General features: G+C 65.9%; 10 protein-coding genes and 1 riboswitch. Of the genes, 9 read left to right on the plus strand and 1 reads right to left on the minus strand.

Going from position 1 to position 13,263, the window contains the following annotated elements; translation table 11 throughout:
• The first annotated feature begins 62 nt into the window (after positions 1-62).
• From AC1DPF_RS13030 to bluB, 6 genes are all read left to right on the plus strand, one after another.
• Complete coding sequence (locus tag AC1DPF_RS13030) at positions 63-1,577, plus strand: PepSY domain-containing protein (protein ID WP_477870543.1); 1,515 nt, start codon at positions 63-65, stop codon at positions 1,575-1,577.
• A gap of 41 nt (positions 1,578-1,618) precedes the next feature.
• The gene (locus AC1DPF_RS13035; RefSeq protein ID WP_477961778.1) at positions 1,619-1,963 is read left to right on the plus strand and encodes a hypothetical protein; all 345 of its coding nucleotides are present in this window, start codon (positions 1,619-1,621) and stop codon (positions 1,961-1,963) included.
• A gap of 59 nt (positions 1,964-2,022) precedes the next feature.
• Positions 2,023-2,244: riboswitch (cobalamin riboswitch) on the plus strand.
• Positions 2,245-2,480: 236 nt separating this feature from the next.
• Entirely contained in the window at positions 2,481-3,518 is a 1,038-nt protein-coding gene (gene cobW / locus AC1DPF_RS13040) for a cobalamin biosynthesis protein CobW (protein WP_477961779.1), read from the plus strand.
• Entirely contained in the window at positions 3,518-7,321 is a 3,804-nt protein-coding gene (gene cobN / locus AC1DPF_RS13045) for a cobaltochelatase subunit CobN (RefSeq protein ID WP_477961781.1), read from the plus strand. The genes cobW and cobN overlap by 1 nt, the downstream gene beginning before the upstream one ends.
• Before the next feature lie 2 nt (positions 7,322-7,323).
• The gene (cobO, locus tag AC1DPF_RS13050; RefSeq protein WP_477961783.1) at positions 7,324-7,932 is read left to right on the plus strand and encodes a cob(I)yrinic acid a,c-diamide adenosyltransferase; all 609 of its coding nucleotides are present in this window, start codon (positions 7,324-7,326) and stop codon (positions 7,930-7,932) included.
• Positions 7,932-8,582 carry a 5,6-dimethylbenzimidazole synthase gene (gene bluB / locus AC1DPF_RS13055; protein ID WP_477870553.1) on the plus strand — a complete coding sequence of 217 codons (651 nt, stop codon included), beginning with the start codon at positions 7,932-7,934 and terminating at the stop codon, positions 8,580-8,582. The genes cobO and bluB overlap by 1 nt, the downstream gene beginning before the upstream one ends.
• On the opposite strand, the gene AC1DPF_RS13060 is transcribed toward bluB, so the two are convergent.
• A complete protein-coding gene (locus AC1DPF_RS13060) occupies positions 8,569-9,414 on the minus strand; it encodes an ABC transporter substrate-binding protein (RefSeq protein ID WP_477870555.1) in 846 nt (281 codons plus the stop codon). The genes bluB and AC1DPF_RS13060 overlap by 14 nt on opposite strands.
• A gap of 150 nt (positions 9,415-9,564) precedes the next feature.
• Between AC1DPF_RS13060 and AC1DPF_RS13065 the strand changes: the two genes are divergently transcribed.
• From AC1DPF_RS13065 to AC1DPF_RS13075, 3 genes are read left to right on the plus strand one after another with little or no spacing between them, the layout of a single operon-like run.
• Positions 9,565-10,515, plus strand: coding sequence for a FecCD family ABC transporter permease (locus AC1DPF_RS13065; protein WP_477961882.1), 951 nt, complete (start codon positions 9,565-9,567; stop codon positions 10,513-10,515).
• Complete coding sequence (locus tag AC1DPF_RS13070; RefSeq protein ID WP_477870557.1) at positions 10,509-11,282, plus strand: ABC transporter ATP-binding protein; 774 nt, start codon at positions 10,509-10,511, stop codon at positions 11,280-11,282. Before AC1DPF_RS13065 ends, AC1DPF_RS13070 begins: the two co-directional genes overlap by 7 nt.
• 40 nt (positions 11,283-11,322) lie before the next feature.
• Positions 11,323-13,251: a TonB-dependent receptor plug domain-containing protein gene (locus AC1DPF_RS13075; RefSeq protein ID WP_477870559.1), complete on the plus strand. Its 1,929-nt coding sequence runs from the start codon at positions 11,323-11,325 to the stop codon at positions 13,249-13,251.
• Positions 13,252-13,263 lie beyond the last annotated feature (12 nt).

Below are 13,263 nucleotides of genomic sequence, written 5' to 3' on the forward strand. Positions count from 1 at the left end.
GGATTACGCGACGACCACCTATAATGACGAGCAATGGATCCTCGGCCGTCCGCGATCGATAGATGTCTCGGTCCGTGCTCGCTTCTAGCGGCAATGGTCCAGCGCTTGGCCATCGGGTCAAGCGCTGGCTCTACATCAGCCACCGATGGATCGGCATCGCGAGCTGCCTGCTGTTCGCGATCTGGTTCATCTCCGGGCTGGTGATGATCTATGTCCCGTTCCCGTCGCTGACCGCGCAGGAACGGGTCGCCGGGCTCCAGTCGATCGACTGGGGCCGGGTGAAGGTGCAGCCCGCCGCTGCCTTGGCGGCGGCAGGCATCGCGGCGCCCAAGGCGATGTCGCTCGAGATGCGTAATCGACAGCCGGTCTGGCGGATTGATCCCTGGGATGGAACGCAACGGACCGTCGCGGCAACGAGTGGATCGGCGGTGAAGCCCGTCGACTTGGCGATGGCCCGGCGCGTGGCAGCCGACTTCGGCCATGCTCCGGTGTCGGCGCTCGAACTGATCACCCGCGATCAGTGGACGGTTGCAGGCGGCTTCAACAAGCACCGGCCCTTGTGGAAAGCGGAACTCGGCGATGAGGCGGGCACGGTGGTCTATGTCTCATCGGTGTCGGGCGCCGTCGTCCAGAACAGCGATCGTCAGGAGCGCTTCTGGAACTGGCTGGGATCGGTGCCGCACTGGATTTACCCGACGATCCTCCGCCAGGACAGTCCGGCCTGGCGACAGGTTGTCCTGTGGGTGTCGGGGCCATGTATCGCCGCTGCCGTGACGGGCATGTGGATCGGCATCCTTCGAACGAGGATGGGGCGTCGCCGGTTTCGGGGTGGCCGAATGACGCCCTATCATGGCTGGATGCTGTGGCATCACATCGCAGGCTTCGGCGGCGGCCTGGCACTGCTCGCATGGATATTCAGCGGCTGGCTGTCGGTCGATCCGGGGCGCCTGTTCGACAGCCCGGGAATCGGCGATGCCGAGCGTATCGCTTATTCCGGCACCGGTAAGGCGCCGCCCCTTGATATCGCGAGGCTCGCGCGCATCGCTCCGGGAGCAAAGCTGCTGGAGCTCAACTGGGCTGCGGGTCGATCACATGTAATGATCGAACGTCCAGGCCGGCCTACGCTCACACTCGACCCCTCGACCGACACTCCGGTCAAGATGTCCGAGCCAGCCATATTGGCGGCGGCGGCCAAGCTCGTGCCGAACGCACGAATCCGTGAGGTCAAGCGGCTCACTGCGCCCGACGCCTATTGGTATGATGTCGGTGCGCTTCCCCAACTCCCCGTCCTACGCGTCGAATATGACGATGCGGCCGGGACATGGGTGCATCTCGATCCGACGACGGGCGCTTTGCTCGGCGAAATCGACGAACGTGGCCGAGTCTATCGTTGGTTGTTCGATTTCCTGCACAAATGGGATCTGAACGGCCTGACGCTGAACCGCCCGGCTTGGGATGCGCTGCTGTGGGGTCTCTCGATCCTCGGCCTTGTCACGTCGATCAGCGGCATCTGGATCGGCTGGATCAGGCTGATGCAGCCGCGCGCCGCTTCGCGTCGCAGGCGGCGGGTACGATAGGCATGTCGGAGCAGGGGAGAGCGCGGCGGCTGGTATCGCTGGTGCGAACGCCCACCGGCTTCGACGTGCTCATCGATCTGGCCAATGAAGGGGACATGCCGCTGGGGCTGCGCATCCACACCGGAGAACGCGACCGGCAACTGCAGCGCGCGATGGCGCGGTCGCGCAAGCCGATCGGTCAGAAGGTGGTCGGACGCGTCCTTGGGATTACGTCGGCTGAGCGGTCGCGATGGGGAAAGGATGGTCGCCTGCCGACATCGGGCTCGATGCAGATCCGAAGGGGCACGACCATCACTTTGCCGACCTATTCTCCGATCGTCATCGAGCAGCTCGCCAACTGCCCGGCCCTCGTCGCGGAATGGCGGGCACAAGACCGCGCGCGATGAAGGGTTGGCCTCGGGCGTGAAACGGACTATCCGGCCGATGGAGTCCAGCAGAAATGCAGGGCTCGAAAGATCGCGCTGGTGCCCGGAAGGGCTTAAAATGGGAATGCGGTGCGGGAGTTCGCTCCCAAATCCGCGGCTGTCCCTGCAACTGTAAGCGGCGAGCGAGATGTGCATGTGTCTATCCATTGGATGGCACGGTCACTGGGTCGGGTTGACCCGGGAAGGCGCGCATCGAGCTATGACCCGCGAGCCAGGAGACCTGCCAGCGCACCGGTCGCTCTTGCCTTGATCCAGGGGATGGTCACGGCACGGTTCCTCTCCGTCTGAGCGACGAACGAAGCGGCGGGTGCCGCACGGTTGCGTGATCACGGGTGCCTTTGGCGCCCGCCCGTCATTGCGCGCCGGCCGTTCGTGTTCCGAACGGCAAGCCCCGCCACCGATGAAGCTCAGGTGCCGGGAGTTTCCCGATGAAGGCCATCATTGTCTGCTTGCCCGCCGCGCCGGGAAGCGTCGGCGCATGAGCAAGATACCGACGACCGTCATCACCGGCTTCCTCGGCGCCGGCAAGACCACGCTGATCCGGCATCTTCTCCAGAACGCCAGGGGCCGCCGACTGGCGCTGATCGTCAACGAGTTCGGCGATGTCGGGGTCGACGGCGAATTGCTCAAGGGCTGCAATGACGAGGCCTGCCCTGAAGACGATATCGTCGAGCTGGCTAATGGCTGCATCTGCTGCACTGTGGCCGACGACTTCCTGCCGACGATGCAGAAGCTGCTCGACCGTCCTAATCCGCCCGAGCATATCATCATCGAGACGTCGGGCCTCGCGCTGCCCAAGCCGTTGGTGAAGGCCTTCCAGTGGCCCGAGATCCGCACCCGCTCAACCGTCGATGGCGTGATCGCGCTGATCGATGCCGATGCGGTGTCGGCGGGCCGCTTCGCCACCGACGAGGTGGCTTTGGCGCTCGCCCGCGCGGCTGATCCGACGCTCGACCATGACAGCCCGCTCGAGGAACTGTTCGAAGATCAGCTGGCCTGCGCCGATCTCGTCATCCTCAACAAGTCCGATCTGGTCGATGCCGACAAGCTGACCAAGATCGAAGCCGATATTTCGGGCGATACCCGCAGCGGCGTGAAGATTGTCCGTGCCGATCATGGCGCGGTCGACATCGGCATGTTGCTCGGCCTGTTTGCGGGCGCCGAGGACGATCTCGAAACCCGGCCTTCGCATCATGACAGCGATCCCGATCATGACCATGACGACTTCGACAGCTTCGTCGTGAAGGGTGGCGACATCGGCAATGTCGAACCGTTGCTGCGGGCGGTGTCTGAAGTCATCGCGAAGCACGACATATTGCGGATCAAGGGCCTGATCGCGGTCGGCGGCAAGCCCGCTCGGCTGGTGATCCAGGCGGTCGGTCCGCGCGTTCAGCATTATTATGATCGCGCTTGGACGGCCGGGGAGGTGCGCCAGTCGCAGCTCGTTGTAATCGGACAGAAAGATCTCGACCGGCCGGCGATCGAAGCGACGTTGTCGGCGGTATTGGGCGGCTGATGCATCTGCTGGCCGCCACGCCGGGAACGGTTTCGAACGGCGACGAGGCGATCGATCTCGCCCAGTCGCCGGGCGAGATCGTCTTCCTGACCGTGGCGGACAGCGAGCTTGCCTGCTTCGCGCGGGCGGCGGCTGCGCTGGGTGACGGCGCGCCATCGATCCGGCTCGCGAACCTGCTTCAGCTCAAGCATCCCTATTCGGTGGATCTTTATGTCGAGAAGGTGATCGCGCAGGCGAAGTTCGTCGGCGTCGTGCTGCTCGGTGGCAAGAGCTACTGGCCTTATGGCGTCGACGAGATCGCCCGCGTAGCGCGCGAGAAAGGGATCGCTTTCGCCGCCATCGCCGACGGCCGTGAGCCCGATCCGGCGCTCGATGCGGCCTCGACCTTGCCTGACGAGATCCGCGAGCGGCTGCGCGATTGTCTCCGGCAGGGTGGGGTGGCTAATGCAACGAGCTTCCTCCGGCACGCCGCACGCCTGATCGGGCGCGACATTGGTCTGCCCGACGATCCGGTCCCGGTCGCCGACGCCGGGCTGCACCTGCGCGGCCATGAGCGGCCGGTGCTCGACGACGTGCGGGCGCGATGGGTTGAAGGCCGGCCGGTAGCGCTGTTAACCTTCTACCGTGCGCTCACCATCGCCGGCACGCTCGACGCGGTCGATGCGCTGGTCGATGCGCTCGAAGACCGCGATCTCAATGTGGTAGCCGTCTATGTGAGGGCGCTTCGCGAGCCCTTCGCGATCGACTGGCTTCGCGGCGTGATCGCCGAGACCGCGCCTGATGTGATCCTCAACGCCACCTCCTTCGCGGCGTCGTCGCCCGGCGACGATCGGGTGGGCAGCGTGCTCGAACAGGCCGATTGCCCCATCCTCCAGACCGTCTTCGCCGGGGTTGAGGAAAGCGCCTGGCGGGAGAGTCCGCGCGGCCTTGGCGCCCGCGATCTGGCGATGAATGTGGCGCTGCCCGAGGTCGACGGGCGGCTGTTCACGCGCGCCATCGCCTTCAAGGCGTCGGAGCGGTTCGACGAGCGCACCGAGTGCGGCATCGTCGTGCCGAGGGTCGCGCCCGATCGCGTCGCCTTCGTCGCCGATCTCGCTGCCGGCTGGGCGCGATTGCGGCGCACGCCCGCGCCGGATCGCCGGATCGCGCTGGTTCTCGCCAATTACCCCAACCGCGACGGACGGATCGGCAATGGCGTCGGCCTCGATACGCCCGCCAGCGCGGGTGCTATCCTCGGCGCATTGCGTAAGGCGGGCTATAGTGTCGGCGACGCACCCGAGGACGGTGCGGCGCTTATGCCGACCATGCTCCGCGGGGTGACCAACGCGCTCGATTCGATCGACCGGCCTGGCGAGATCGCCTTGCCGCTGGCCGAGTATCTTGCAACCTTCGATACACTCCCGGAGGCTGTTCGGACGGCGATCTCGGATCGCTGGGGCGCTCCCCTTGAAGACCCATTCGTCCGCGATGGCGCATTCCGCCTCGCGGTCCATCGCTTCGGCAATGTCGCGGTCGCGGTCCAGCCGGCGCGCGGCTACAATATCGATCCCAAGACCAGCTATCACGACCCGGCGCTGGTCCCGCCGCACGGCTATCTCGCCTTTCATTTCTGGGTGAACCGCCAGTTCGGCGCGCACGCGGTTGTCCATATCGGCAAGCACGGCAATCTCGAATGGCTGCCGGGCAAGGCGCTGGCGCTTTCCGAGAGCTGCTTCCCCGAGGTTTGTGCCGGTGCGGTGCCGCAGCTCTATCCTTTCATCGTCAATGATCCGGGCGAGGGCACCCAGGCCAAGCGGCGGATCGGCGCCGCGATCGTCGATCATCTGACTCCGCCGCTGACCCGCGCGGAAAGCTATGGTCCGCTCAAGCAACTCGAGGCGCTGGTCGACGAATATTATCTGGCGGCGGGCATGGACCCGCGCCGGATCAACCACCTCAAGGGCGAGATACTCGATCTGGCGCGCTCGCAGGGGCTCGACACAGATGCGGGCGCGGTCGGCGACGGCGATGATGCGCTGGCCGCGTTGGACAATTATCTGTGCGAGCTGAAGGAAATGCAGATCCGCGATGGTCTGCACGTCTTTACCCAATCGCCGGTGGGACGGCTGCGAACCGATCTGCTGACCGCGCTGTCGCGAACCCCGCGTGGTCATGATCTGCGGGGCCAAGCCTCGTTGCTGCGGGCGCTGGCAGACGATCTGCGGCTCGGTTTCGATCCGCTCGATTGCAGGATGGGGGATGCGTGGGATGGCCCTCGACCCTCGGCTTTGGCGGTAATGGCTGACGATCCGTGGCGAACGGCCGGCGATACTATCGAGCGGTTGGAGTTGTTGGCCAGCGCGCTCGTCTCTGCACTTCGTCATCCTGAACTCGGTTCGGGATCCACCCACCCACCCCAGCATGCTCCCGTTGAGGAGTGGATGCTGAAACAAGTTCAGCATGACGGGTTGGGAGAGAGAACGGCGGCCGTCCTCGCTTCGATCCGTGACGATTTGATGCCGCGCGTCGACGCCTGTGGCCGGGCGGAAAAGGCAGCCTTGCTCGCGGGCCTCGACGGCCGCTTCATCCAGCCCGGTCCCTCGGGAGCGCCGACGCGCGGCCGGCCCGATGTGCTGCCGACGGGGCGCAATTTCTATTCGGTCGATACCCGCTCGGTGCCGACCGCAACCGCCTGGGAGCTGGGCCAGCGTTCGGCGCAACTGCTGGTCGAAGATTATCTCCAGCGCGAAGGCGAATATCCGAAAGCGATGGCGCTCAGCGCCTGGGGGACCGCGAACATGCGCACCGGCGGCGACGACATCGCGCAGGCGCTTGCCTTGATGGGAGTTCGCCCGCGCTGGGACTGGACATCGGGCCGGGTGATCGGCTTCGAGGTGATGAAGGTGACCGAGCTTGGACGCCCGAGAATCGACGTGACCTTCCGGGTCTCCGGCTTCTTCCGCGATGCCTTTCCCGAGCAGATCGACCTGATCGATTCCGCCGCGCGCGCGGTGATGGCGCTCGAGGAACCGGTCGATGACAATCCGGCAGCCCACCGTCATCGCGTCGAGACCGCGCGGCTGATCGACGAGGGCGGTGATCCCAAGGCTGCGGCATTGCGGGCGGGCTATCGCGTCTATGGATCGAAGCCGGGAGCCTATGGCGCCGGGCTTCAGGCGATGATCGACGAGAAGCTGTGGCACGACCGCGGCGATCTCGCGAACGTCTATCTCGACTGGGGAAGTTACGCTTATGGCTCGGGTGTCGAGGGGGATGCCGAGCGCGCCTTGTTCACCGAGCGGCTGAGCCAGGCCGATGCCGTCGTCCAGAACCAGGACAATCGCGAGCACGATCTGCTCGACAGCGACGATTATTATCAGTTCGAGGGCGGGATCGCGGCGGCCGTCGAACATCTCAAGGGCAAGCGGCCGCGCTCCTACCATAACGACCATAGCCGACCCGAACGCCCCATCGTCCGCACGCTGGAAGACGAGATAGGCCGCGTCGTCCGCGCGCGCGTCACCAATCCCAAGTGGATCGCCGGCGTGATGCGCCACGGCTACAAGGGCGCGTTCGAGATCGCCGCGTCGGTCGACTATCTCTTCGCCTTCGCGGCAACCACCCACGCGGTGCGCGATCATCATTTCGACGCCGTCCACGCCGCTTTCATCGAGGATGAGAAGGTCCGCGCCTTCATGGCCGAGGCCAACCCGGCAGCGCTGCGCGAGACCGCCGCCCGCCTCGCCGAGGCGCTGGAGCGCGGCATGTGGAAACCGAAATCCAACAGCGCGGGCGTCCTGCTCGCCGAGCTTCAGGGAGCATGACGATGGTGGAACGCACCGACGAACGGCACGCCGAGAAGATGAAGAAGAAGCAGGTCGCGCACGACAAGATCGTGGCGTCGAAGACGATCAAGAAGGGTCTGCTGATCGTCCACACCGGCAAGGGCAAGGGCAAGACCACCGCCGCGCTCGGCATGGTCGTCCGCGCGATCGGGCATGGCAAGAAGGTCGGCGTCGTCCAGTTCGTGAAAGGCGCGATGACCACCGGTGAGAAGGTCGTGTTCGATGCCTTTCCGGCGCAGGTCGAGTTCAAGCCGATGGGCGAGGGCTTCACCTGGAACACCCAGGACCGGACCCGCGACATCGCGATGGCGCGCACCGCGTGGGACGAGGTCAGGCGGATGATCGCAGATCCGAGCTACGACATGGTGCTGGCCGACGAGCTGAACATCGTACTGCGCTATGACTATCTGCCGCTCGATGAGGTGCTCGAGACGCTCGCTGCGAAGCCCGAGATGCAGCACGTCATCGTCACCGGCCGCAACGCGCCCGAGAAGCTGGTCGAGGCTGCCGATCTCGTCACCGAGATGACCTTGGTGAAGCACCCGTTCCGCGAGCAGGGCGTGAAGGCGCAGGCGGGCGTCGAATTCTGATGGTCGCAGGAGCCGCACCTTTGCCTGGTGACCTGACGGCCGCCTCGATCGAGGCGCTGCTGGTCTGGCGGCGAGACGTGCGGCATTTCGAAACTCGTCCGATCGCCGAGGCCGAAATGGAGCGGCTGTTCGGGCTTGCTCAGCTGGCGCCGTCGGTCGGCAATGCCCAGCCGTGGCGGTTCGTGCGGGTCCAGACAGGGGCTTTACGGACGGCGCTGGCTGACCATGTCGACGAGGCCGGTTCCCGGGCGGGCGAGCGATATGACGCCGCCGAGCGTGGCCCACTTTACCAGTCGCTTAAGCTGCATGGCCTGCGCGAAGCGCCCGAGATCCTAGCGGTGTTCTCCGACGAGGTGCCGCTCGCGGGCCATGGTCTCGGCATCGCCACCATGCCCGAAGCGCTACGATATTCGACGGTGCTCGCGATCCACACATTGTGGCTCGCGGCGCAGAGCCGTGGCATCGGCCTGGGATGGGTATCGATACTCGATCCGGCGTTCGTGTCGAGCCTGCTCGACGCGCCGCGGGCGTGGCATTTCATGGCGCTGCTGTGCCTGGGTTATGCCGAAGCACCATCCGCAATTCCCGAACTCGAACGTCGCGGCTGGCAGGCTCGCGACGACTGGAGGGCGCATGTCAGCGTGCGCTGAACCTGCTGCCCTGCGCGGCGATCACCTGCCGGGTCAGGCTGCGCGCCGCCTCGACATAAGCGGGGCCGCCGCACACGGTCCATGCCTGCGGCAGCCGGATGCGCGGGATGTCGCGAAGTGCGGGATGGTGGAGCATCTCGGTGCCCTCATCGCGCACCCTGTCGCTCGCGCTCTCGACAATCAGATAGTCGGGATGGGCGGCGATCAGCTGCTCGATGGTGAGCTGCGACAACGCGGGCTTGCCGAGCTTGGCGGCCAGATTGGTCAGGCCGACCCGTTGCATGAGATCGTCGATCAGGGTGCCGGTGCCTGTCATATAGCCGCGCCGCTGATAATGAGCGGCGAGCCGGCCGCTATGGATACGGGGCAGCGCAGCCAGCTCGGCATCCATCCGGCGGATCATCGCCTCGCCGCGCTCGGGATGGCCGACGGCCTTCGCGACATCGCGGATCTGGCCGACGATCGCGTCATAGCTCCCGGCCGAGGGCAGATCGAGCGTCGGATATTTCTGTTTGGCGATTGCTGCCCGCGTGCCGCTGCGCCGGCCGGGTGTCGCGACGATCAGGTCGGGGTCGAGCGCGAGTACATCCTCGGCCGAGCCGCGTGTCATTGGGATATGCGCCGCGGCTGTGGCGCCCGCCGACATATCCGGATCGCGCGCGAAGCGGGTGAGCGCGGTGATCTGGCCCGGGTCGGCCAGCGCCAGCAGATATTGGTCGGCGCACAGATTGAGCGAAACGATCCGCTTCGGCGGTTCGGCCACTTTTGGGGAAGCGGCGGCGGCTCCGATACCGGCGAAGGCCGCCACTGCGAGAAGGAGCTTCCGATGCATGGCTAGGCTGTGATCGATCGAGGCATGGCGTCTCACCCCATGAACAAGACGGCCCCGGGACACAAGACGTGACGGGGTGACCGATCCAAAACGAGGTCTTCCGTGAGTATCGTTCGAAGAAACAAGTTCCTTCTACCGGGATTATTGGTGATCCTGATTTTGGCCGCGATGTCGTCGTTGCTGATCGGCACCGCGCCAATCGCTCCGGCGCGCCTGCTCGCGGCGCTCGGCGGCCATGGCGACCGGATCGCCAACACCATATTGTTCGATCTGCGTCTGCCGCGGATGCTGCTCGGGCTGATGGTCGGCGCGATGCTCGGTCTCGCGGGGGCGGCGTTGCAGGGCTATCTGCGCAATCCGCTGGCGGAGCCCTCGGTGCTCGGAGCATCGAATGCCGCGGCGCTCGGCGCGGTCGCGGCGCTCTATTTCGGCCTTGCCGATCTTCATCCGGCGGTGCTGCCGATTCTAGCTATCCTGACCGGGCTCGCGGCGCTGATCCTGCTGTTTGCGCTGGCTGGCCGCTCAGAAAGCCCTCTGACGTTGATCTTGGCCGGCATCGCGGTCGCGACCCTGGCTGGAGCGGGGATCAGCCTTGCGCTCAATCTGTCGCCAAACCCGTTCGCGGCGATGGAGATCACCACCTGGCTGCTGGGCTCGCTCGAGAACCGCTCCTTCCAGCATGTCTGGGTGGCACTCCCTTGCATTGCCGTTGGATCGCTTCTGCTGCTGATCGACGGCCGCGCGCTCGATGCGCTGACCCTCGGCGAGGATAATGCCCGCGCGCTCGGTGCAGACCTCCGCAAGACCCGGCTGCGCCTGTTGATCGGGGTTGCGATCGGCGTGGGAGGCGCGGTGGCGGTGTCAGGCGCGATCGGCTTCGTCGGCTTGATCGTGCCGCATCTGGTCCGCCCGCTCACCGATCGCTCGCCATCCGCGATCCTGCTGCCGTCCGCGTGCGCGGGCGCGGCCCTGCTGATGCTGGCCGATATCGGTGTTCGGCTCATTCCGACGGCCAACGAGCTCAAGCTCGGCGTCGTCACGGCGATGATGGGTGTTCCCGTCTTCATCTTCCATCTCCTGCGGGAGAAGCGGATATGGTGAAGATCCAGATCGATGCGGCGACCGTGCCGATCGGCCGGCGCGCCGTGTTGCAGGACGTCAGCACCTCCTTCGAAGGCGGGTCGCTGATCGGGATCATCGGCCCCAACGGCGCGGGCAAGTCCACCCTCGCGCGTGCGATCCTCGGACTGCTTCCGCTGTCCGCAGGCCATATCCTGGTCGACGATCAGGATGTCGCGACGATGGAGAGGCCGGCGCTCGCCCGGACCATCGCCTATCTCTCGCAAGGCCAGACGCTGCATTGGCCGCTGACGGTCGAGCGACTGGTCGCGCTGGGTCGGCTCCCCTATCTGGCGCCGCTGTCGCGCCTGCTGCCGGGCGATGCCGAGGCGGTCGACCGCGCAATGGCGCTGGCCGATGTCGGGGATCTCCGTGACCGCATCGCTACCGAACTTTCGGGCGGCGAACGGGCGCGTGCCTTGCTGGCGCGAGCCTTGGCGGTCGAAGCGCCGGCGCTGGTGGTGGACGAGCCGCTGGCGTCGCTCGATCCCGGTCATCAACTCGAAGTGATGGAGCTGCTCGAACGGCAGGCTCATACGGGGACGCTGGTGGTCGCGATCCTCCACGATCTGACCCTGGCCGCGCGCTATTGCGATCGGCTGCTGCTGCTCGATCGCGGCCGGCTGATCGCCGATGGCCCGCCCGCCGATGTCCTCACCGAGGATCGGCTGGCATCGGTCTACGGCATCGCCGCGTCGATCGACCGGTCGGGCCGCACCCCCATCATCGTTCCATTGAGCCGCATCTGATGCGCCGCTCGCGCACCTCTATCTCAAGGTTTCCCATTTTATGGCTTTTTTCAGCTTTTCGATCGCTCTGCTCCTCTCCTCCGCCTCTGTCGCGGCGCCCCTGGCCGATGCTGGTGAGGGCGACGCCATCATCGTCACCGCAACCCGTTCTCCCGAACCGGTCGACAAGCTGCCCCAGAGCGTGACCGTGCTCGACAAACCCGCGATCGATCGCGCCCAGGATCTCGGCATGTCCGAGTTGCTGCTGCGCACGCCGGGTATCAGCCTGTCGCGCAATGGCGGCTATGGCACGACGACGACCTTGCGCATCCGCGGCGCCGAGTCCGAGCAAACCGTCGTCGTCATTGATGGCGTCAAGCTCAACGATCCAGCGGCGGCCGGCGGCGGCTATAACTTCGCCAACCTGCTCGTCGGCGATACCGAGCGGGTCGAGATTTTGCGCGGGCCGCAATCGATCTTCTGGGGCAGCCAGGCGATCGGCGGCGTCGTCAATGTCGTCACCGCATCCCCGCAAAAGCCGATCGAGGGCAGCTTCGATGTCGAGGCAGGGTCGCGACAGACTGCGAGCGGCCGGGTGGCGCTCGGCGGCAAGACCGGTCCGCTGAGCTGGCGAATCGGCGGGCAGGCCTTCACCACCGACGGTATCTCCGCCATCTCCCCGGCCTTCGGCGGCAAGGAGAAGGACGGCTACACCAATCGCAGCCTGACCGGCCGGGCGGAGCTGGCGATGACCGATAGCGTGTCGGCCGACCTGCGCGGCTACTATTCCCGAGGGCGGTTCGATTTCGACGCCACCGCCGCCGACAGCCCCGAATATGGGTTCACCCGCGAGTTTGTAGGCTATGCCGGGCTGAACGTCGCGATGCTGGACGGGCGACTGCGCAACCGGATCGGCTATGGCTATACCGATACCAACCGCGACCAGTTCGATCCCCGCCGCCAGCGCACGAAGAGTTTCGAGTCCGCCGGCCGCAACATGCGCATCGAATATCAGGGTAACCTCGCCCTGAGCGACCGCTGGGCGCTCCAGTTCGGCGCGGAGAATGAGCGGTCGCGCTTCCGCAGCGTATCGCCGCCTGGGTCGCTGGCGACCGCCGTCCCGGCACCCGCGCGCGGCAAGGCGGAGATCACCAGCCTCTATGGCCAGCTCAGCATCATGCCGCTGACCGGCCTGACACTAACTGGCGGTGTCCGCAGCGACGATCATAGGCGCTATGGCCGCAAGACGCTCACTTCGGTGGGCGGCGTCTGGTCGCTTCCGACGGGCACGATCTTGCGGGCGAGCTATGGCGAGGGCTTCAAGGCGCCGACGCTGTTCCAGCTCTTCTCGGACTTCGGCAACCAGGCGCTCGATCCCGAACAGGCGCATGGCTGGGAGGCCGGCGCCGAACAGCGGCTGTTTGACGGCAAGCTCGGTATCCGCGCGACATATTTCGAGCGGAACAGCCGCGACCTGATCATCTTCAACAGCTGCCCGACGGCGAGCACGCTGCCGCTCTGCTTCCGGCCGGGCACGGCAATCCGGCGGTCGGGCTATTATCTCAACGTCTCGCGCGCCAACGCGCGCGGCGCCGAGGTCGAGGCCAACGGACGTTTCGGCCGGTTGCAAATCGACGGCAATTATAGCTGGACGGTCGCCGAGGATCGCTCACCCGGCGCCGCGACCTTCGGCAAATGGCTGCCGCGGCGACCACGCCAGAGTGCCAACGCATCGGTCAGCTATGACTGGGGGCACGGCCTCACCACTGGCGCCGCCATGCGCTGGGCCGGCCACAGCTTTGACAATGCGGTGAACAGCACCCGGCTCGACGGCTACACGCTGGTCGACCTGCGCACCGAGCTGGCGCTGTCACCTTCGGTTCGCCTGTTCGCACGCGTCGAAAATCTGTTCGACGAGAAGTACATGACCGCCTTTCGCTACGGCACGCTTGGCCGCACCATCTACGCGGGTTTGCGAGGACGCTTTTGATGGAGACGGGAC

Source organism: Rhizorhabdus sp. P4_G6 (assembly GCF_056401045.1).